This window comes from Neptuniibacter sp. QD57_21, from assembly GCF_047778075.1.
Classification (GTDB): domain Bacteria; phylum Pseudomonadota; class Gammaproteobacteria; order Pseudomonadales; family Balneatricaceae; genus Neptuniibacter.
Window position 1 is genome coordinate 2246607 of sequence record NZ_CP180549.1, and the last position, 19843, is coordinate 2266449.

Sequence of the window (19843 nt, forward strand, 5' to 3'; positions counted from 1 at the left end):
GCTTAATCCCTATAATTACGGCCTATCTAGTTCTGGAATGATTTATGCTTAAAAATGTACAAAAGATACATTTAGCTAATATTCAAGGAACCTTAGATGTCTAGCATTAATTCATACTCCGCTGTCTACGGATCATCTTTATTAAACACCAATAATCAAATAAAAACGGCTGCTACAGATTTCGCAGCAGAAGCTAACGATTTGGTAAAAGAAGGCCTTATTGGTGAAGACAGTTTAATTGGTTTTGGTGCTCAGTCCGGTTCCATCAGTTACTGGAGCAATCAAAGTCATGCTCAATGGAAAGCCTATAACCAAGAAGGCAGTGATGCTGCTCTACAAGCTGCTGAGTATCACAAACAGATGATTGCTGAGCGACAAGATATCGCCAACCAATACCTCAGCCAAGTTACATCCTTAGCTACAGAGTTCAATGATCTCAGCATGGATAAGATTAGTTTTCATCAGGTGTTAGATAACGCGCAGGCTGGAAATTCTTTGACTCACGGCCTGGATCATTTGAGCGAGTCTGACGTTAAAAAAGTTGAGCAGTTTTGGCAGGACCAAACGGCTAATTTAAATCGACTTGATAATAGCCTGACTCGTTTACAAAGCTTTCCAAAAGATCTTGATAATTGGCTTCAGCATCAAGACGAGCCTATCAGCGATGAAGTCTTTCAAATTGTAGATCAGCTGAAAAATAGCTGGGTGAATATAGAATCTACAGGTCCAGAAAAAGACTACCAAGCGCGAAGCTTTGACCTTCAAATAGAAGAAGGTGCCTCAACACCGAACACAGTAGCTATTTCTGAATCGGATAAAGGCTCTTCATTGCTGCAAAGCCTTGAACAAGTAGCTCTTAAAAATGCACAGATTGATTACACATCTTTTGGCTTTAAAGATAATTTGCTCGAATACGCAGGCAAAGAGTTTTTACAACATGATCTCCGACAGACTTATGCTGAAATGCAAATCTTAAGTAAAGATCTGTATTCTGAGTTTTCTGACCTGTTTGGTAAAAGCAGCGGGAATAGTCCTTACAGCTTACAAGATATGATCGATAACCACCTTGAGAACAAACCGTTAGCACAACTCGAAGATGGTTCGATACATCCTCAAGAGCTAGCAATTCAAGAATTCTGGAAAGAGAATGAATTAGCATTAGAGCAATACAGTGCCAAACAACAAAAGCTCAATGACCAGCCGGATAATTTTGGTGCTTATCAAAGCCAAAACAAGTCCAAAATTAATCAATATTTCATGGATAATTTGGACCGCTTTTTAAACATGAAACTAAGCTGAAAAGCGTCACAGATAAAAGCCAAATACGTTAGAAGTGGATAAGGCGAATAAATAAGTAAAGTGTTTACTCGCCTTCCCTAAATTCCGAATTATTCATATGTAACCCAACCTCGATAAACCACTTCGGCTGCATTTGATCAAAATCGGTTCTGATCTTGCTGTCCAGATAGCTTGCTGAATCCAGCACAAATGGCTTCCCGTCTAGCCTTTGAAACACAACCCAATGCCAAAAATCTTTGCCCTCTTCTTGATAGTGCTTAATCGATAAAAGCGCTAAATCGGGCAACTCTTCCCAAGTGTTAAACGGCGTTTCTATATTTGAAACTGAGGCATTCTGGCTCTTCAAAAGTTGACGAACGTAATCGGTTTGAGACCAGAGCGATTTGTCGTCTGCAAAGATCCCCATTGCATTGGCGATCTGTTTCATCTCGGCATATGTTTTACCCACGATATTGGCCACAGAGGCGATTCCACAGCCTGTCACTTCCTCTTGCACCACAGGCTCTATCTTATGTGTGTGTAACATGCCCTATTACTCTACTAACTGATCACTTTAGCTAATTAATACAGATCTTAAGTTATATGTCTGCATTGTCATATTGCAGAAACCTTTGCCTCCTACAATAGCCGCCTCCGTGACAGATCACCACACAAATAGATGAGAGTATTGCTGTGAAGACTACTGTTTTTGACCTTATCTGGAAGTTTAAGAACGCGCTGGAAAAACAGGGCCATGAAAAAATAGATCTACACCGCTTTACCCACGAAAGAGACTATCGTAAAGCGATCTTACTCAATGTAGATATTAGTGAGCTACCGCTAAGTCACTCTCTACAGAAGATCTATAAAGATCTACTAGAAGCAGACGAGCTAGAGTTGGCTAAAGAGGTCGAGCTACCACCTGAGCCAAAGCCAGCGCCTATTCCAGCTCAAGAGAAGCAAAAATCGAATAAAGATCCAAACGACAAACCTATTTTCTACGGTATTGCCGCAGTCGTTTTACTGGTATTTGGCTTCGCTGTATTCCAATTTTCTAGCACAACCCAAGAAGCTAAAGCACCAATCGCAGCGATTAATGCACCCAAACCTACAAGCTCAGCTGCAAAGGTGGCCGAGCAGCCGAAACCGACAGCAGAGACAACTGCAGCTCAACCAGCTAATGCCGTTGAAGTAGTCAGAACTGAAGTTAAGAAAGTTGAATCTGCTCCACCAGCAATGCAACCAGTACCGGTTGTAGCTGCAGCCGTTGTCGAAGTTGAAAAGATTGTTAAAACAACACCTTTTCGCATCCAAGGATCAAATACGATCGGTGAAGTACTTGCGCCAGAATTGCTAAAAGCGTTTTACGCTAGCGAAGGAGCCCAGCAATCCACTTTGGTAGCGAGTGATATTGAAGTCGAAAACAACCTAGAGATTACTTACCCGGGTAAAAAAGAGATCTCGGTTATCCCAATTCATGCGCACGGTTCTAGTACGGGCTTTAAAGCCTTAAACGAAAATAAAACCGACCTTGCGATGGCTTCTCGTCGAATCAAAGATAAAGAAGTTGAGCAGTTAGAAAGCCGTTACGGCAATCTAAAATCTAAAAGTACCGAACACATCATTGGGATGGATGGTTTGGCAGTCATTGTTAACCCAGATAACCCAATTGCTCACCTCAGCACAGAAGATCTGGCTAAGCTGTTTGCCGGTAATATTACTAACTGGAGCGAGTTAGGCGGCCCTGATCTAGCAGTTAAGATCTATGCCCGCGATAGCAACTCGGGCACTTGGGACTCATTTAAATCCATGGTGCTTAAAAAGCACGGTGTTAAGCTTTCTGAATCTGCCGAGCGATTAGAGTCCAGCGTTGAACTATCAGATAACGTTAGTAAAACAGCAGGAGCCATTGGCTTTATCGGTCTACCTTACGTTTTACGTGCTAAAGCCCTGGCGATCTCTGATGGTGAAAAAGGTTTACCGATCTACCCAACCTCTTTCACGATCTCTACAGAAGACTATCCGTTGGTTCGTCGTCTTTATATATACGAGCCGAGCACCATTAGCACGCAGTCAGAAGCTCATAGCTTTATCAGTTTTGTTCTATCTAAAGAGGGGCAAGATGTTGTTAAGAAAGCTGGTTTTATTTCGCAGAATATCTACCCGACCACGCCTGCATTAACGGATACCTACCCGCAGGAATATATTCAATCCGTTAAGAATGCTCAGCGTTTATCACTAAACTTCCGTTTTAAAAGTGGCACTGTAGTTTTAGATAACAAAGCGGTGCGAGACTTGGAGCGTGTGATTCAATTCTTTGAATCCAACCCGGGTCAGCAAGCCACGTTGATCGGTTTTTCCGACAGTATTGGCGACCCTGTAATAAATAAAAGCTTGTCTTTGCAACGCGCAAGAGCCGTTGAACAAGCGCTACTTGCTCGCGGAATTAATATTCAACGCTCAATAGGTTTAGGTGAGATGGCCCCGATCGCCTCTAACTTAACTAAGCTTGGCCGCGAGAAGAATCGCCGCGTAGAGATTTGGATCGATAGCAACAACGCTCAGAGTTACAACACAGCGACTCGCTAATATTGCTCTCACCTGTCCCCAAAAGGCGATCACTTTGATCGCCTTTTTCTTTGGCACAATTTACACACGGCACAGAGGTTCTCTTTTACTGCTATATGAAGATAAATCCCTTGCCTTTTATAGGCTCAAATTACATAGTGACTAGCTAATATTTACCATCTTAAACGCTACACTATCTCAGAGTTCAATTATGTCTTTAGAGAGCGCTATCTCTTTCTTTTTGGCCGTTTTAGTCTTCGGGGTTACTCCAGGACCAGGCGTGTTCGCCATATTAGCAAGAGCTCTGACCTCTAATGCCCGCTCGTGCATATCCCTAGCTTTGGGTATGACCATCAGCGATATTCTCTACTTAATCGCAGCTTGTTTTGGCCTTGCCGTTATAGCCAACCAATGGGGTGAACTATTTACTGTAATCCGCATTGTCGGGGCGATTTATCTTGTCTATCTAGGATGGAAGATGTGGAATGCACCATTAAATCTGGATTCAGAGCCTGACAAGAATTCTAGATCAGGTGCGATTTCGGGATTTGTGCAAGGCTTTTTGATATCCGCTTCAAACCCCAAAGTCATCCTCTTTTACATCGCCTTTCTTCCAACATTTATGGATTTAGAGGCGCTCACCGGAGGAGACATAATCTTAGCGTCTGTATTAACGCTGATAGCATTAATGATTGGAATCATGATGATCGCCATTTTTGCGGCAAAATCACGTCGTTTTTTCCAATCAGAGAAAGGTGTTAAAAGGCTAAATCGAAGCGCAGGATCCATTATGGTTGCAGCGGGTGCCTATTTAGCGTCCCGTCACTAAGCGTTAAACTTCGTTAGCTTGGTTTGAATGCACTTGTTTTAGCGTTTCTATAATGGACTTAAGGTAATCATATTTATCCTGCTCATCCGCGATTTGAATCTCGGTTCTCTCTCTTAGATCTTGCAAGACAGAAAGCCGTTCATGTTCTACATAAACCCTAGCTTCCTCTTGTTCAGTCTTACCATCGGTTTGTGTTACTTCTCGGCTCTGGCTCGTTTCTCTCTGCTCTACAGTGCTTTCAGCCCGCACACTCTGCCGTGTTTCACTTTCACCTCTTTGCTCAGCTAACTCGGCTTCCGCTTGGTCTTGTGCTAACAGCAGATCTAAGAATGTAGGACGCTCTTCAAACACCTCCTGATCCCTAGTTACGGTCTGCTCCTGCCCAAAACGATCAATGGCATTTTGGTACTGCTCAGCCAATCCACCAGCTGTGGCGGCATTCTCCTCATGTACTGCGATATCCAACTCTTGAATGCTGGAGACAGTACCATCTTCAAATAGGAATACACCGCTGCGTTTTACTTGGCCTAATAGATTATTCTGATCATCGGTCAGATCAAACGAAGATGAGGTTGAGCCCAGATAGATCGCACCAACACCAGCATCTTTCAGACTGGTTAGCTGATCGTTACCCTCTTCATCACGGGTCCAAACTTTTAGCTTGCTGAAAATTTCATCGTTTTCATCAATCCAATGATTATTGTCCGAGTCATATTTAGCTAGATCGGAGAAACCATCTTGCCCCTGCGTACCAAACAGCTCAGAACCATCATTAATTTGGCCGTCATTGTTGATGTCTAAAGCCAAGAACCCACTACCCTGAGCAACAAAAGAGATCTCTTCTTCAGTGCCATCAGCATTGAGGTCAAAACTGAAACTACTATTGGTTAAACCGGCGGCACCACCATGGAGATTGATCACCAACGGATCGATCAGACTCCGGTCGACTCGCTCTTCACTAAAACGTTCTTCCAAAACAAAGCTACGCTCCATTTCTAGCTCTAACAGGAAGTTGATCTCTCGACCATCCTCGGTGGTAATGACACCTTGCGTGCCTACCGAGAGTTTTTCCTCTTCGGTATATACGCGTTGATTCGCTATCTGGACTCGGACCTCATCAGCGACCTGTCTACCTACATTCAAGGTGATATCAGATATATTGATATCGAGCTGTTCCAAGCTCACTTGTGCTTGTAACTCTTCGGCACTAGGGGCTTGTATATTTTGAGCGCTAAGGGCTTGTATCTCTTGCTCGCTAAAGGCTTCTATCGCCTGAAACGTCTCTAACGATGCAAGCTGAATATTCTGTACTGGGATTGGCGGGTTCATCGCCAAACGTTCAAGCTGCATCCCTTCATGCAACACGGTTTCAACGAGAGAGATTACATTGTGTGTTTGCTGGATTTGCTTGGTACCTTGCGCCGATTGCACACTACTGACGCTATTAACACTGGCAGCTTTCTCGGAACGCATACGCGCGTCGTAGGAAAGATCAACGCTCGTCCCCGCTCGCCAGTTAGAAGCCGCCTCAGGAGAAAGCGTCACTTGCTGACTGACCGCAGCGCTCTGTTGTTGAGCTGAATCGGTAATCTGTTTTTCGTGCTGGCTATTAAAACCAATCATCGAGCTGGAGATTTTCATAAGGCCTCCCTGCCGCTGCACCCAGAGATAAAAAGATAGTGTAAGAAACCCTATCGGCCTAAATAGGAGGATAATGAGAAGAAAAAAGATAGGTACAGTGGGTACAGTTAAATGAACTGCTCTCTCTGTTCTAAATAACGATGACGATGAAGGCTATGCCAGCGCCAATTCAACTGCCGCTTGCGCATGAATCGCTGTGGTATCAATCAGTCGGATGTGCGTATCACTCTGTTTCACCAACATACCAATTTCGGTACAGCCTAATATCACAGCTTCTGCCCCCTGCTCTGCCAGTACTTTGATAATTCTTAGATACTCGGATTTAGAGTTGGGATTGATCTGACCTAAGCACAGTTCTTTATAGATAACCTCGTGAATAACCGCTCGATCAGCTTCATTCGGGACAACAACCGATAGACCAAACTTATCTGTTAATCGGTCTTTATAAAAACCCTGCTCCATAGTGAATGCAGTGCCTAATAAGCCGACAGTTTTTACATTTTGTTTAATCAATTCTTCAGCTGTGGCATCAGCAATATGAATCAGTGGGATATCGATCGCCGCTTCAATCTGAGGCGCCACTTTATGCATAGTGTTGGTACAGATAAGGAGAAAGTCAGCACCTGCCGCCTGAATATTTTTAGCTGCTTGCGACAAAATAGCAGCAGTTCCTGCCCAATCACCTTGATGCTGTAGTTTTTCAATGGGATCGAAATCTACGCTATACATCGCTATCTGCGCAGAATGTAAACCACCTAAGCGCGACTTAACACCCTCGTTTATCGAGCGATAATATCCCTGCGTGCTCTCCCAGCTCATTCCACCCAGTAAGCCGATCGTTTTCATAAAAATCCTTTTAAAATTTAACTAGCCAATTTGAAGTTTTTTCAACTTTGTAAGCAACCCTATTACGACCCGAAGCTTTGGCCTTATATAAGTAATGATCAGCATTATCGATAAGGTTAGACATACTATCCATCGGATCACTCATATCGGCTATACCAATACTAACCGTATATTGCGCCTCTATCTGTTGCTGCCGAACCACCTGATTAGAGATAACACCAATCAAACGTTCAGCTAACGTGATCGCCTCATCATGCTGAGTTTCAGGAAGCACCAAAATAAACTCTTCCCCACCCCAACGAGCAATAATATCTCCCGCTCGAAGCTCTCGCATTAATAAACCAGATAGATCCAATAAAACCTGATCCCCAAAACCATGACCGTGAGTATCATTGATCTCTTTAAAATGATCGATGTCCATTAACATCACACAAATATTACGGTTATAACGCGTAGCATTACTGTATATAGGCTCCATCACTTTCTGAAAGCCGCGGCGGTTATATAAACCGGTTAACTGATCTCGATCGGCTAAACGTTGAGCCTCTATTTTTTCGGTTTGGCTAATGCGGAATTGGTAGGCAAGCGCTAAGGCAAAGAGTACTGCCTCAATCAAAATTCCGTACTCTACCGCGTGGAAGCCAAATGGATGGTACTCAACAACACCAGACACGGTAAAAGCCGTAACAATTGCGCTGATCATGGCAAAAATCGCGGCGCCCAAAAAGTATTTAGCTTCTTTAACACCTGCATGACAGGCTACTACACCGGCAGTAATCATTAAGAGAGCAAATGGGATTACACAGATAAAAGCAGTTACCAACATAGTCAGGTAATTGCCTGACAGGGCATACCAGATCACCGAACAGAGCATAAATGTGTTTAGCAGATTGAAACTGGTATTTATCCTAGGAAATTTCATTGGCAAGGCCAGAAAGGCTCGACAAAATAGGTTCCCTAGATAGGCAAACAGCATCATCATGGGTGGGATCATCTGGTTCTGGAATTCGGGCCAGTTCGGCCAGATCCATTTGAATGCATGGCCGGTATATGCCAGATTTAAGATGATAAAGGTTGCCAAGTAGAGCGAATAAAATAGATATCGACTACTGCGCAAACTGAAGTACAGCAATACATTGTAGATCAGCAACGCGGTCAGAAAACCATAGATTATCCCATATTCATAACCTGTATTAATCTTCCGCTCCAACATGTCGTTTTCTGTTAAAACAAACAACGGCAACAGTTGCGGTTCTGGCGTTTCGACTCTAATTAATACTGAGGTTTCGCCTGGCTGGAAATTGTGAGGAAATGAAAAGAATCGACTCGTACGATTCTCTTCATAGGGTATAGCATCACCAGCTTTATCGCTTTGAAGTAACTTACCCTCCTTAAAAACGTAGAGGTGTATATGATCTAGCCAAGAGTTTTCGATCTGAATATAACGAAGCTGTTCGCTTTCACTGAAGTTACTTACTTCAAAATGAACCCAAACCGGAGGTGCACCCAGACCGAAATTAAGGATATCGAACTCCGAGCGCGTTCCCTTAGAGCGAACATCTTTTAACGCTTGATTTGGGTGAAGGTTAATACCATCAACTTCTTGAAGGTACCGAGTATTAAATGGCTCTACGGCAAAGGATTTTTCACTACTCTGACCGGCATAGATGGGAAATGAAAAAATCAAAAGAAGAGTACACAGGAGGAAAGCGAAGACCCTCCCGCTGGCGGATAATAAATCAGATATGTCCTGATAAAACCTAGGCACCTATATCCTTTCCTCAGACGGTAAACCCTTAACTCAAATACCCACCTCTAAACGATGGGTACTTACCCTACCGATACTAGCTTAGTCGCTCTACACAAAAAATACTTTTTTATAGTCCAATAGTTCACGTTTTTTACTCACTAGATTGCTTAGGATGTTAAGGCTCTGTTCGTGGTTCTTTGCTATGCTAGGCCCAATAGCGACAAAGGGAACTTTTACACATGAAAAAATCATATCTGATCGCCTCTATCCTAACGGCATCAATGGCTTCCGTTACAGCTCACGCAGGTTGGGCTGACGCACTTAAAGAAGCCGTTCAAGATGAAGAGCTTCAAAAGAAAGTACTTGATACAGCAACAGGCAGTGCTAGCAGTGGTAAAGTGACTAATCTAGACACGGAAACGCTAATTAAAGGCCTTAAAGAAGCGTTAGAAGTTGGTAGCAAACGCGCTATCGAAGAAATTAGTCAACCAGGCGGTTATCTAGATAACAAAAACATCCGTATTCCTCTGCCAGATGGTATCGATAAAGTTGCTTCCCTTCTTCGCAAATACGGTCTAGAAAAACAAGTTAATCAGTTTGAAGAAAGCATGAACCGCGCAGCGGAGAAAGCAGCTCCTCAAGCAACCGATCTGATTGTCGGTGCGGTAAAAGAGATGAGCTTTGAAGATGCAAAAAAGATCTACCAAGGCTCTGACGATGCAGCGACTCAATACTTCAAAGAGAAGACCAGCGATAAGTTGCGCCAGTTGTTCCAGCCAAGCGTAAAAGAATCCCTAGGTCAGGTTGGTGCGACTCGTTACTACAATGACCTTGCCGGCGAAGCCAAAGATATCCCATTTGTGGGCGAAAAAGTTAACGTAGATTTAGACAACTATGTAACTGAAGAAGCACTAAATGGCTTATTCACCATGCTTGCTGCAGAAGAGAAGAAGATTCGCGAAAACCCAGCAGCACGTACAACTGACCTGCTAAAAGAAGTGTTTAAATAAGTACAAGTTTAGATGTAACGTCTACAAAAAAGCCGAGTACGCTAAACACGTAACTCGGCTTTTTTATTACTGGGCGATCTTACTCGTCTTCGTCGAAATAAGACTCGTCATTACGCGCACGAGCTTCAGCCTGACGTGCTTCAATCTCCGCACGCTCTTCGCGCTTTTCAGCTTTGCGCTTATTACGCTCCTGCTGCTGCTCTAGGAATTTCTGTAGCTGAGCTTCCGCCCACGCTTTAGCCTCATCTTCAGTAGCAAAGCCATCCTGCTTCTTGGAGACAACGGTCTTACGAGCACTTGCCTGACGCAAAATTTTAGCGCTCCAAGTTTCCCCTTCGGCTACTAACTGAAAATCGTACTTTTTACCTTTGGCCATTCATTTATTCCTAGCAGGTCAATCTGTATAAGTAGCGTATTCTAGCATGACTAATTCGACGTTCAGACTGATTTCTATCCCTTTAGTCGGAAAAGCATAAAAACATCCATTTTCTTAACCTTTTAGCGGCTGGCATAGGGCTCAATCAGCGTTTAAAATAGAATGGCTATTAATTTATTACTGTTTGAGTGCTCATGAAATCTGTTGACGTTGATACGCCTAAAACTACTGAATCCGAAACAAACCAAACCAAAAACGGCTTCTTAGCGCTGGTTTCAAAACTTTGTTTTGATGAAACTCTGCCTATTCGTTTTATGTATAAGACAGTTCCTGAACACTTAAACGACACCGGCTGGCGCATGTTTACTGGTTATGAAACTGAAGAGTTTTTGGAAGATCAGCTTTCCAACCTTCTTCCTGTCCCAGTAGAAAAGATGTGCCGCCTAGACCCATCCTTGAGCGAGCTGGTTACCTACAATGCAGGTACAGTTTGGGAACGTGTTCCTGGTTCAGACTCATGGGAACGTGTGCACGATTACCGCATTCCTTCGCACGATGTTGATGTAGAAATCACCAACGACGTTGATCGATTTAACGTTGAAGAAGAAAAATAATTCCCCTTACGCTTGAATTCTCATCAAGTGACATTATCTAAATAGTTAACCGAGGCTCAAAAGAGGTCGGTTAACGGCTCGCTCAAGAGAGGGGCCAGACTTTTAAATTTAGATATATTGCTTGATGAGGATATACAGATGCGTGAATTCGATCTATCTCCACTATACCGTTCTGCCATTGGTTTTGACCGTCTAGCTAACATGCTAGATAACGCTAACCGCAACGACAATCAGCCTTCATTTCCTCCATACAACATCGAACTACTTGGAGAAAATAATTACCGTATTACCATGGCTGTGGCAGGCTTTGAAAAAGACGAATTAGATATTCAAAGTGAAAGCGGCACTCTGACGATTACGGGTCAGAAGAAAGAACAAACTCAAGATCGCCAATACCTTTACCAAGGTATAGCAGCGCGCAATTTTGAAAGACGTTTTCAGCTAGCGGATCACGTAAAAGTGACTAAAGCCTCTATGGAAAACGGTTTGCTTCATGTTGATCTGATTCATGAAATCCCTGAAGCGATGAAGCCTCGTCAGATCCAGATCGAACACTAATACTGTTAGAACTCTCACTGACAGCGCTCTAGGACAAAAAAGGAGGTCATGTTGCCTCCTTTTTTAATGGCTTCAGGAAGTTTAGAGGCAGCCTCTTGATATACCGAAAGCAGTTCATCACTGAACAAGCAAAAGACTACCTCTTCTACGCTTGTCTCTTTTTTCAGTTCGCTCTTAACCGTTAATAGCGCAATCTCTGCAGCCTGTTCTAATGGGTAGCCATAAACACCGCAACTGATCGCCGGAAATGCGATAGTTTTGATTTTGTTTTCGTTGGCTACAGCCAGCGCGTTACGATAACAAGCTTCCAACGCTACTGACTCTCCCTGATTACCACCCCGCCAAACTGGCCCTACCGTATGAATGATGTATTGAGCAGGAAGGCGATAACCTTGGGTAATTTTCGCGTTACCCGTGTCACAGCCATTAAGCGTGCGACACTCAGCTAACAGATCGGGGCCAGCTGCAGAATGAATAGCACCGTCTACACCGCCACCACCCAGCAAACTGTTGTTAGCAGCATTAACAATTGCATCAACATCCAATTGAGTAATATCGTTCTTAACAAAGCTAATTTTGGCTGTCATGATTCAGCCTCCTTAGGTTCATTGTAGTGAACAGCGAGCCAGATCGTCGGCAGATCAGAATCAGTCCATTCAACACGGTGTCGTTGATGTGCAGGAAAACAGTAACTGTCTCCTGCATTGAGGGTAAATTCTTGATCTGGATTTTCTGTACGAAGCCCTGCGCTTCCAGAGATAACGATTACCCACTCATCCCAAGCTTGGTCGTACCATTCCCCTTCGGGGGTTGCATGGGCATGAGAGATAATGCGTTCAATGCGAAACTGATCAGTAGAGAGTAACGGGTCGAACTTTTCTGATTCTGGTCCCGAGCCTGACAGGTCATAGAGGTTCATAGTGCTACCACTCACTGATTGGAGCAGACCATGTCACTGCCTGCTCAATTAATTTATAAACCACTTTCATGACACTTAAGTGACACGCTATAAAGTTAGGCTACTTCCGGTAAAAAAGAGAGATCGACGTGGTACTTAGTGGGATTGTTCCGATCGATATAAACAGTGAGTTCATCAGTCACAACATATTCAGTAGGATCAAACCAAATATCATCACTTCTAAATAGATAGATCTTGTTATCTTCTGGATTGTGCCACTGCAAACTAATCACAAACGGGCTTACACCATCCGTTTCCATACAGGTGTTCCGGTCTAGTGTATGAATCTGAGCTTTGATAGGTACACCCTGAGTTTTCAGGTAATCACGTTTTCTGCCTTTCATACCGCTAAATATCAGAATAAGTATGCCTACGATGAAGAAAACAGTTCCAAGGCCAGCCACAATGGTTGCCCCACCCCAGAGGGTGAAAAAGCCATTAATCTTAGCGTCTTGCGGCGATTTCGCTTGGTATAGAACCTCAACGATCTCGCCTTGGGAGTAGCTTGGCGGGTTACTCCCAGCGCTAGATGAAAATGTCACTTTCTGCCCCTCATTAGTAACAAATGAGACGACTGGGTGATAAGTAAGAGAATCACTGCTTCTAGAGGCTCTTAGCTCTATAACTGTTCCTTCAGCAGTAACAGCGGTTTCCAAAAAGCTCTTAGTATTTGTGAATAACACAAACGCTAGAATCAACAGACCTAAACCAATCAGGCTGAACAGGTATTTAATGATTGAGATCGCTTTCATCCAATTATCCTTAATAGAATGATGATTATAAAAGTAACGTTTGACGGATTTCCGATGGAGCTTTCAGACACTTAATTTGACTAAACAACTCACCCGCTTCAGGATATTCTCGCTGTAAATGATGTAACCACTGTTTTATACGACCATGTACATATTTAGGGGATATATCTCGCTCAATACGATTTAAATAAGCCTCAATAAATGGCACAACCTGAGTCCAGTTATAACTGGACACTTCTTCACCGGCAAGGTGATATTTGATGATCTTGGCTAGGTCAGGCTTAGCAATAAGGCCGCGACCGATCATAATCGTGTCGCAACCACTGACTTCACGGCAACGTTGAAAATCCTGCCAATTCCATACCTCACCATTAGCAACCACAGGAAGATCAACCGCCTCTCGAATTCTCGCAATCCATTCCCAGTGAGCGGGTGGCTTGTAACCTTCGAGTTTTGTTCGTGCATGTACAGCTAAACTATCAGCGCCCGCTTCAGCAATTGCATGGGCATTTTCCATAGCCAAAGATTTATCTTTATTGCCCAAACGCATCTTTGCCGATACCGGAATTTCTGCAGGAACAGCTTCTCTTACTGCCTTTACGATCTCATGAACAAGCTCTGGCGTATCCAATAATACAGCTCCACCTTTACTGCGGTTCACTGTTTTGGCTGGACAGCCAAAATTCAGATCGATCCCAGGTGCACCAAGCTTAGCGCCTTTACGTGCGTTACCGGCTAGGACACTTGGATCACTCCCAAGCAACTGAAGAATAACGGGCGTACCTGAAGGCGTTTTCCCGCCATTATGTAACTCAGGACATAAACGTCGGAACACTTTAGCCGGCAAAACACGATCACTAACACGCAAGAACTCTGTAACACAGTGATCTATACCACCGACCTGTGTTAGCAGATCGCGCATAGTGTAATCAACGACGCCCTCCATCGGGGCTAAGACAATTTTCAAAGTAGGCTATCTATAGAAATAAAAAAGGACGGTTATTATAAGCTGCTATGGAGGTGATAAAAATGAGTAGATGACTTTGAAAGTCGCTTTATAAAGCTTTGTAGCATTCCTTCCAAACACACCTATGATTTACTAAGATAGAAATAACCATAAGCTGTGTTTTTTAGTTTCCGCTATGCGCCTATTCCTAGCTATCGATCTGCCTGAAGATCTTCAGGATCGAATTACCGAACTCTATTGCCCTGAACTCGAACAAGTTCGCTGGACCGTGAGTCATCAACTGCATATCACCTTAGTGTTTATTGGCGATCAGCCCCATCAACACTTGGAAGAGATAATTGAAGCGGTGTCTGAAACAAGTTTTGAACCTTTTGAACTTTGTCTACAGAAGATAGGCTATTTCAAATCAGGAATAATCTGGTTAGGCGTAGAAGAATCTGAGCCCTTAAAGCGTTTACAAAAGTCACTAAGCCACAAAGTTAGAGGGCTTGGCATAGAACTAGAACAACGAAAATACATGCCTCATATCACATTGGGGCGCAGCAAAAAATTAACACCTCAAGTGGTCAGTCGGGTCAGCCATAAAGGACTGGGATTCACTGCGAATTTGGAGGTTAGTGCTTTCCAGCTTAAAAGTAGTGTTTTGAAGGTGGATGGCGCTGAGTACCTAACCGAAGTGGAATTTCTGCCTGATTAACCAGCTTAGTCTCTCTGACTAACCTTAGAAAACCTGTGATATAGTCAATTGATGGAACCTATCTATCGCACTTACCAAGAAAAGGATCTTCAGGCCTTAATCGCCCTAATGAAGCAATTAGGTTACACCCACTCGGAACAATCTCTACTCACAAATATAAGATCAGTTCATAAAGCCGGCGGAGAGGTTTTTATCGCCGAGTTAAATGGCGTTGTTGTAGGCTGTATCTCAGCTATCATTGATATTCGCTTAGCTGAAGGCACTCAAGGTGAAATCGTAAGCCTTGTTGTTGATAAAGAACACCGTGGATATGGCTTAGGCAAAGGGTTAGTGAAAACAGCTGAACATTGGTTGTCGGAACGAGTGAATAGCATTCGAATTCGGGCCAATTCGATTCGTACATCGGCCCACAAGTTTTATCAAGAACTAGGGTACGTAGAAACTAAGCAACAAGTGGTATTAGTGAAAAGTAAACATGAATAAAAATCAGGCGAACAAAGAGTATTTACGCCGCATCAATCTAGCAACTACATACATTTGCTCAAACCTAGAGCAGCAATTAAACCTAGATAAGATTGCTCAAGTTAGCTGCTTCTCCCCTTTTCATTTCCACCGTATTTTTCACGCCCTCACAGGTGAAACCGTTAATGACTTTATCATCCGCAAAAGGATGGAAGCCTCTGCTAATAGACTGATTTGCCACAAAGAAATGAGCATTACCGAGGTAGCCAACGCCGGCGGTTACTCCTCTAGCGCTAACTTTTCAAAAGCATTTAAAAATTACTTTGGCATCACCCCTAGTCAAATAAGGGACCCCAGCGAAATAAAAGATAGCAAGATTGGAAAACTAACTAGCAAGTATGGAAAAGTATTCAATCCAAGTGATCTGTACTCTCAATTTGTCACTGACCAAGTGAAGTTTGATCCTGACAAATTAGAGGAAATACTCATGCGAGTAACCATTGAAGAGCTTAAAGCTAAACGAATCGCTTATCTGACAGCACCAAAGGGATATGACCTTCCCGCCATTTTTGAAACTTGGGATAAACTAGATAACTGGGCTAGAAGCCTAAAGTTACAAAATTTTGAAAACCAACGCTTTGCTATCTGCCATGATAACCCTATGATCACGCCAACTGAGCATTGCCGTTACGATGCTTGTGTTCAGATTGAAGACGACACGCCGGTGAGCGAACCATTTGAAGTAGCAACTATTCCGTCCGGTCAATATGCCTCGGCTTATTACAAAGGAGACGGTGATAAAGTAAGTAATTTCTATATGGAGCTCTACTCTCATTGGCTCCCTAACAGCGGCTTTGAACCAGATGACTTAGCGCCTATTGCGCACTATCTAAACGATACAAGGAAAGACCGCTTTGTCGAAATGAATGTTTATATCAAAGTTAAACAGTTATAAAACAGTGTGATAACCGAGATACCCTATAAAACTAGATGGATGGCAATTTGATGAAGACAGTTTTGATTGTTGGTAGCAGCCGAGGTATTGGTGAAGAGCTAACGAGGCACTTTTCTGACGCTGGCCACAACGTTATAGGTGTATCTCGAAGCCCATCTAAAAACTGCGAATGGATTCGTGCAGACCTTTCTGTGGAAGAAGAAATAAAAACGATTGCAGCTCAGCTAGGGGAGCAACCTATAGACACCCTGATCTATTCCAGCGGGATTTGGGAGGATGAAGGCTTCACCGACGACTTTGACTTCAGAAAGACCAAATACGAAGAAACCCAGCAGATCATGCAGGTGAACCTTGTTGCGCCCATCGAGCTCACTAAGGCTATCGCATCAAACCTAGCACGCGCTTCTAACCCAAGAGCAATCTATCTAGGTGCAAACTCAGGTTTAGAAAATATAGGTTCAGAGCAAGTCGCTTATGCTGCAAGCAAGTTCGGCCTACGCGGTGCTATACAAAGCCTACGTAAAGCACTAACACAAGAAAACATCGGATTTACTGTCATAAACCCGGGAAATGTCGGTACTGAAGAAGTGCTAACGGATATAGAAGAGGGCCGCATGGCGGATCAAGCCCCTATTCCAATCTCGGATATCATAACCTCGATAGAAATGATTATGTCACTCTCTAAAGATGTGGAGATTGGAGATATTAATTTAAGCCAGAAAAGCATTTAGACTCTTTATTTGAAGCACAAAAAAGCGGCCCGAGAGCCGCTTTTTTTAGATCTTAACTGCAACGATTAAACTGCTGCCAGACCTCTAAGCATATCTGCTTTAAGATCTTCGATCGATTCAATACCAACAGAGAGACGAACCAAGTTGTCTTTGATGCCCGCTTCAGCTCGAGCTTCAGGTGTCATACGACCGTGAGTCGTGGTCGCTGGGTGTGTGATTGTTGTTTTCACATCACCTAGGTTACCGGTGATGGACACCATCTTAGTTGCATCAATAAAGCGCCACGCTGCGTCTTTACCGCCTTTCACTTCGAAGGAAAGCACACCACCAAAACCTTTTTGCTGCTTCTTAGCTAGCTCGTGCTGTGGATGGCTTGGAAGGCCTGAGTAGAAGACACGATCAATACCGTCTTGCTCTTCTAGCCATTTCGCCATCTCCATAGCGTTGGTGCAGTGAGCATCCATACGCAATTTAAGGGTCTCTAAGCCTTTAAGGAAAACCCAAGCGTTGAAAGGGCTCAAGCAAGCGCCGCCAGTACGAATAAAGCCAAACACCTCTTCCATATGCTTATCGCTGCCAACAACCACACCACCGACACAACGACCTTGACCATCAAGGTACTTAGTCGCTGAGTGAATAATGATGTCTGCACCTTGCTTCAACGGCTGCTGAAGCATCGGCGTGCAGAAGCAGTTATCAACGACCAACAATGCATCATACTTATGTGCGATCTCAGCAACGGCTACAACGTCTGTTAGCTCAGACAACGGATTAGAAGGCGTCTCCAAGAACAGCATCTTAGTATCTTCTGTAATTGCTGATTCCCAGCTATCAAGATTAGTTGGGTCAACATAAGAAACTTTGATGCCTGTACGTGTAAGGTACTTATCAAACAGAGATACAGTAGAACCAAATACACTGCGCGAACAAACAACATGATCGCCATTTTGCATTAACGATAGGCAGGTACTAAGAATTGCCGCCATGCCAGAAGCTGTTGCGACTGCTCTTTCTCCGCCTTCTAGTGCTGCGATGCGTTCTTCAAAACACTGTACAGTTGGATTAGTGAAGCGAGAGTAGATGTTACCCTCCTCTTCACCACCAAAACGTGCAGCTGCTTCACGCGCACTCGAGAAGACATAGCTTGATGTCGGGTAGATTGGGTCACTGTGCTCCCCTTCTAAGGAACGGTGTTGACCTGAACGCAAAGCAAGTGTTTCCAGATCGTAACCTTCTGAAGGCTCGAACTGGATACGCTCAGCGCGTTCGTAATCAGAAATAGACATCGACTATTGCTCCTTAATCGATCTTACTACAAAGGTTAGAGGATTCGTTACTCTCAACCTTTTTGTTATTACTGCCTTTAGCGTCATCGTTACGGGCAGCCTTCAAGCGCTCAAGATACTGCTCATCGATATCACCCGCTACGTATTTACCATCAAATACGCAGGTATCGAACGCCGTAATTTCTGGGTTACCTTCAGATACAGATGCTTTAAGATCATCTAGCTCTTGGTAGATCATCCAGTCACAACCGATCTCTTCACCCACTTCATCATCTGTACGGCCATGAGCGATAAGCTCTTCCGCTGCTGGCATATCAATACCGTAAACGTTCGGGTATTTAACCGCTGGCGCAGCAGATGCAAAGTAAACTTTCTTAGCACCTGCATCACGAGCCATCTGAACAATCTGGCTAGAGGTAGTGCCACGTACGATAGAGTCATCAACCAACATGACAACTTTATCTTTAAATTCCATACCAATTGGGTTCAGCTTACGACGAACAGACTTCTTACGCTGTGTCTGACCTGGCATGATGAAAGTACGACCGATGTAACGGTTTTTGATAAAACCTTCACGGAACGTAACACCCAAATCTTTAGCCATCTCCATAGCAGAGGTACGGCTTGTATCTGGGATTGGGATGATCACATCAATATCGTGGTCTGGGCGCTCACGTAAAACCTTCTCTGCTAGCTTCTTACCCATACGCATACGAGAGATATGTACGTTTACATCATCAATAATTGAATCTGGACGCGCTAGGTATACGTATTCAAATAGGCACGGCGCAAGCTGCGTGTTATCTGCACAAAGCTTAGTAGATACGTTACCTTCCATATCGATGTAGATCGCTTCGCCCGGCTCGATATCACGAACACGTTCGAAACCAGAGATATCTAGAGCAACACTTTCAGAAGCTACCATGTACTCAGTACCTTCTGCAGTTTCGCGCTTACCGTAAGTCAGTGGGCGAATACCGTGAGGATCACGGAACGCCAACATGCCGTAACCCGTAATCATTGCTACTGCGGCATAACCACCTTTACAGCGCTCGTGAACACGACGAACCGCTTCAAACATATCTTCAGCTTGTGGCTGCAGTTTGCCCTGACGTTGAAGCTCATGAGCAAATACGTTTAACAACACTTCTGAATCAGATGTTGTATTGATGTGACGCAGATCAGCACGGAACATTTGTTCAGCTACATCTTCTGCATTTGTCAGGTTGCCGTTATGAGCTAACGCGATACCGTATGGAGAGTTCACATAGAACGGCTGCGCTTCAGCCGAGCTAGAACTACCGGCCGTAGGGTAACGAACGTGACCGATGCCCACGTTACCTACCAGACGTTTCATATGGCGGGTACGAAATACTTCGTTTACCAGGCCGTTATCCTTGCGTAAGAAGAAACGGTTACCTTCACAAGTAACCATGCCCGCTGCATCCTGTCCACGATGTTGTAGAACAGTCAGAGCATCAAAAATAGTCTGGTTTACATTAGATTTGGCTACGATGCCAACAATGCCGCACATTAAAACTCACCTCAAAGTGCAAACTAACAAA

The 19843-nt window shown here is 43.8% G+C and carries 21 protein-coding genes; 10 read left to right on the forward strand and 11 right to left on the reverse strand.

Annotated features, from left to right (window positions below; all coding sequences use genetic code 11):
* Positions 1–96 precede the first annotated feature (96 nt).
* Positions 97–1299, forward strand: a complete 1203-nt coding sequence (locus ACMXYS_RS09980) for a hypothetical protein (protein WP_415896409.1) — start codon at positions 97–99, stop codon at positions 1297–1299.
* A 64-nt stretch (positions 1300–1363) separates the two neighbouring features.
* Here ACMXYS_RS09980 and ACMXYS_RS09985 read toward each other — a convergent pair whose 3' ends face one another.
* Positions 1364–1825, reverse strand: coding sequence for a hypothetical protein (locus ACMXYS_RS09985; RefSeq protein WP_415881555.1), 462 nt, complete (start codon positions 1823–1825; stop codon positions 1364–1366).
* A 146-nt stretch (positions 1826–1971) separates the two neighbouring features.
* Between ACMXYS_RS09985 and ACMXYS_RS09990 the strand changes: the two genes are divergently transcribed.
* Both ACMXYS_RS09990 and ACMXYS_RS09995 read left to right on the forward strand, forming a co-directional pair.
* Entirely contained in the window at positions 1972–3867 is a 1896-nt protein-coding gene (locus ACMXYS_RS09990; protein WP_415896410.1) for a phosphate ABC transporter substrate-binding/OmpA family protein, read from the forward strand.
* 190 nt (positions 3868–4057) lie between these two features.
* Positions 4058–4675 carry a LysE family translocator gene (locus ACMXYS_RS09995; protein WP_415896411.1) on the forward strand — a complete coding sequence of 206 codons (618 nt, stop codon included), beginning with the start codon at positions 4058–4060 and terminating at the stop codon, positions 4673–4675.
* 3 nt (positions 4676–4678) lie between these two features.
* On the opposite strand, the gene ACMXYS_RS10000 is transcribed toward ACMXYS_RS09995, so the two are convergent.
* The 3 genes from ACMXYS_RS10000 to ACMXYS_RS10010 all read right to left on the reverse strand — a co-directional run bounded on the left by ACMXYS_RS10000 (position 4679) and on the right by ACMXYS_RS10010 (position 8849).
* Positions 4679–6316 (reverse strand): hypothetical protein, encoded by a 1638-nt coding sequence (locus ACMXYS_RS10000; protein WP_415896412.1) that lies wholly within the window; start codon positions 6314–6316, stop codon positions 4679–4681.
* A gap of 153 nt (positions 6317–6469) precedes the next feature.
* Entirely contained in the window at positions 6470–7162 is a 693-nt protein-coding gene (locus ACMXYS_RS10005) for an aspartate/glutamate racemase family protein (protein ID WP_415896413.1), read from the reverse strand.
* A gap of 10 nt (positions 7163–7172) precedes the next feature.
* Complete coding sequence (locus ACMXYS_RS10010) at positions 7173–8849, reverse strand: diguanylate cyclase (protein WP_415896414.1); 1677 nt, start codon at positions 8847–8849, stop codon at positions 7173–7175.
* Between the two features lie 302 nt (positions 8850–9151).
* Between ACMXYS_RS10010 and ACMXYS_RS10015 the strand changes: the two genes are divergently transcribed.
* Positions 9152–9922, forward strand: a complete 771-nt coding sequence (locus ACMXYS_RS10015) for a DUF4197 domain-containing protein (RefSeq protein ID WP_415896415.1) — start codon at positions 9152–9154, stop codon at positions 9920–9922.
* 79 nt (positions 9923–10001) lie between these two features.
* Here ACMXYS_RS10015 and ACMXYS_RS10020 read toward each other — a convergent pair whose 3' ends face one another.
* Positions 10002–10298, reverse strand: coding sequence for a DUF3622 domain-containing protein (locus ACMXYS_RS10020; protein WP_415896416.1), 297 nt, complete (start codon positions 10296–10298; stop codon positions 10002–10004).
* Between the two features lie 194 nt (positions 10299–10492).
* On the opposite strand from ACMXYS_RS10020, the gene ACMXYS_RS10025 reads away from it, so the two are divergent.
* Together ACMXYS_RS10025 and ACMXYS_RS10030 are read left to right on the forward strand one after the other, a co-directional pair.
* Entirely contained in the window at positions 10493–10912 is a 420-nt protein-coding gene (locus ACMXYS_RS10025; protein WP_415881563.1) for a DUF2185 domain-containing protein, read from the forward strand.
* Between the two features lie 138 nt (positions 10913–11050).
* Complete coding sequence (locus ACMXYS_RS10030) at positions 11051–11470, forward strand: Hsp20 family protein (RefSeq protein WP_415881564.1); 420 nt, start codon at positions 11051–11053, stop codon at positions 11468–11470.
* 14 nt (positions 11471–11484) lie between these two features.
* Here the strand turns inward: ACMXYS_RS10030 and ACMXYS_RS10035 are convergent, their stop codons facing one another.
* The 4 genes from ACMXYS_RS10035 to ACMXYS_RS10050 form a co-directional block, all read right to left on the reverse strand.
* Entirely contained in the window at positions 11485–12057 is a 573-nt protein-coding gene (locus tag ACMXYS_RS10035; RefSeq protein WP_415896417.1) for an O-acetyl-ADP-ribose deacetylase, read from the reverse strand.
* The gene (locus tag ACMXYS_RS10040; RefSeq protein WP_415896418.1) at positions 12054–12389 is read right to left on the reverse strand and encodes a cupin domain-containing protein; all 336 of its coding nucleotides are present in this window, start codon (positions 12387–12389) and stop codon (positions 12054–12056) included. The genes ACMXYS_RS10035 and ACMXYS_RS10040 overlap by 4 nt, the downstream gene beginning before the upstream one ends.
* A gap of 95 nt (positions 12390–12484) precedes the next feature.
* Positions 12485–13180, reverse strand: a complete 696-nt coding sequence (locus tag ACMXYS_RS10045; protein WP_415881567.1) for a DUF3592 domain-containing protein — start codon at positions 13178–13180, stop codon at positions 12485–12487.
* Between the two features lie 25 nt (positions 13181–13205).
* Complete coding sequence (locus tag ACMXYS_RS10050) at positions 13206–14147, reverse strand: tRNA-dihydrouridine synthase (RefSeq protein WP_415896419.1); 942 nt, start codon at positions 14145–14147, stop codon at positions 13206–13208.
* 175 nt (positions 14148–14322) lie between these two features.
* On the opposite strand from ACMXYS_RS10050, the gene thpR reads away from it, so the two are divergent.
* Genes thpR through ACMXYS_RS10070 form a run of 4 tightly spaced genes read left to right on the forward strand, consistent with a single transcriptional unit; the run spans position 14323 to position 16992 of the window.
* On the forward strand, positions 14323–14844 hold the full coding sequence (gene thpR / locus ACMXYS_RS10055) for an RNA 2',3'-cyclic phosphodiesterase (RefSeq protein WP_415896420.1): 522 nt from the start codon (positions 14323–14325) through the stop codon (positions 14842–14844).
* Positions 14845–14895: 51 nt separating this feature from the next.
* Complete coding sequence (locus ACMXYS_RS10060) at positions 14896–15327, forward strand: GNAT family N-acetyltransferase (RefSeq protein WP_415896421.1); 432 nt, start codon at positions 14896–14898, stop codon at positions 15325–15327.
* Complete coding sequence (locus tag ACMXYS_RS10065) at positions 15320–16261, forward strand: AraC family transcriptional regulator (RefSeq protein WP_415896422.1); 942 nt, start codon at positions 15320–15322, stop codon at positions 16259–16261. The genes ACMXYS_RS10060 and ACMXYS_RS10065 overlap by 8 nt, the downstream gene beginning before the upstream one ends.
* A 50-nt stretch (positions 16262–16311) precedes the next feature.
* Positions 16312–16992, forward strand: coding sequence for an SDR family NAD(P)-dependent oxidoreductase (locus ACMXYS_RS10070; RefSeq protein WP_415896423.1), 681 nt, complete (start codon positions 16312–16314; stop codon positions 16990–16992).
* Between the two features lie 65 nt (positions 16993–17057).
* Here ACMXYS_RS10070 and ACMXYS_RS10075 read toward each other — a convergent pair whose 3' ends face one another.
* Positions 17058–18278, reverse strand: coding sequence for an O-succinylhomoserine sulfhydrylase (locus tag ACMXYS_RS10075; protein ID WP_415896424.1), 1221 nt, complete (start codon positions 18276–18278; stop codon positions 17058–17060).
* A 13-nt stretch (positions 18279–18291) separates the two neighbouring features.
* Positions 18292–19812 (reverse strand): amidophosphoribosyltransferase, encoded by a 1521-nt coding sequence (purF, locus tag ACMXYS_RS10080; protein ID WP_415881574.1) that lies wholly within the window; start codon positions 19810–19812, stop codon positions 18292–18294.
* Positions 19813–19843 lie beyond the last annotated feature (31 nt).

Bases quoted from the DNA above. Each gene is read 5' to 3' on its own strand.
- ACMXYS_RS09985 (WP_415881555.1), bottom strand. From the start codon at position 1,825: ATGTTACACACACATAAGATAGAGCCTGTGGTGCAAGAGGAAGTGACA.
- ACMXYS_RS09980 (WP_415896409.1), top strand. From the start codon at position 97: ATGTCTAGCATTAATTCATACTCCGCTGTCTACGGATCATCTTTATTA.
- ACMXYS_RS10020 (WP_415896416.1), bottom strand. From the start codon at position 10,298: ATGGCCAAAGGTAAAAAGTACGATTTTCAGTTAGTAGCCGAAGGGGAA.
- ACMXYS_RS10070 (WP_415896423.1), top strand. From the start codon at position 16,312: ATGAAGACAGTTTTGATTGTTGGTAGCAGCCGAGGTATTGGTGAAGAG.
- ACMXYS_RS10065 (WP_415896422.1), top strand. From the start codon at position 15,320: ATGAATAAAAATCAGGCGAACAAAGAGTATTTACGCCGCATCAATCTA.
- ACMXYS_RS09995 (WP_415896411.1), top strand. From the start codon at position 4,058: ATGTCTTTAGAGAGCGCTATCTCTTTCTTTTTGGCCGTTTTAGTCTTC.
- ACMXYS_RS10060 (WP_415896421.1), top strand. From the start codon at position 14,896: ATGGAACCTATCTATCGCACTTACCAAGAAAAGGATCTTCAGGCCTTA.
- ACMXYS_RS10005 (WP_415896413.1), bottom strand. From the start codon at position 7,162: ATGAAAACGATCGGCTTACTGGGTGGAATGAGCTGGGAGAGCACGCAG.
- purF (WP_415881574.1), bottom strand. From the start codon at position 19,812: ATGTGCGGCATTGTTGGCATCGTAGCCAAATCTAATGTAAACCAGACT.
- ACMXYS_RS10035 (WP_415896417.1), bottom strand. From the start codon at position 12,057: ATGACAGCCAAAATTAGCTTTGTTAAGAACGATATTACTCAATTGGAT.
- ACMXYS_RS10015 (WP_415896415.1), top strand. From the start codon at position 9,152: ATGAAAAAATCATATCTGATCGCCTCTATCCTAACGGCATCAATGGCT.
- ACMXYS_RS10030 (WP_415881564.1), top strand. From the start codon at position 11,051: ATGCGTGAATTCGATCTATCTCCACTATACCGTTCTGCCATTGGTTTT.
- ACMXYS_RS10025 (WP_415881563.1), top strand. From the start codon at position 10,493: ATGAAATCTGTTGACGTTGATACGCCTAAAACTACTGAATCCGAAACA.
- ACMXYS_RS10000 (WP_415896412.1), bottom strand. From the start codon at position 6,316: ATGAAAATCTCCAGCTCGATGATTGGTTTTAATAGCCAGCACGAAAAA.
- thpR (WP_415896420.1), top strand. From the start codon at position 14,323: ATGCGCCTATTCCTAGCTATCGATCTGCCTGAAGATCTTCAGGATCGA.
- ACMXYS_RS10045 (WP_415881567.1), bottom strand. From the start codon at position 13,180: ATGAAAGCGATCTCAATCATTAAATACCTGTTCAGCCTGATTGGTTTA.
- ACMXYS_RS10075 (WP_415896424.1), bottom strand. From the start codon at position 18,278: ATGTCTATTTCTGATTACGAACGCGCTGAGCGTATCCAGTTCGAGCCT.
- ACMXYS_RS10040 (WP_415896418.1), bottom strand. From the start codon at position 12,389: ATGAACCTCTATGACCTGTCAGGCTCGGGACCAGAATCAGAAAAGTTC.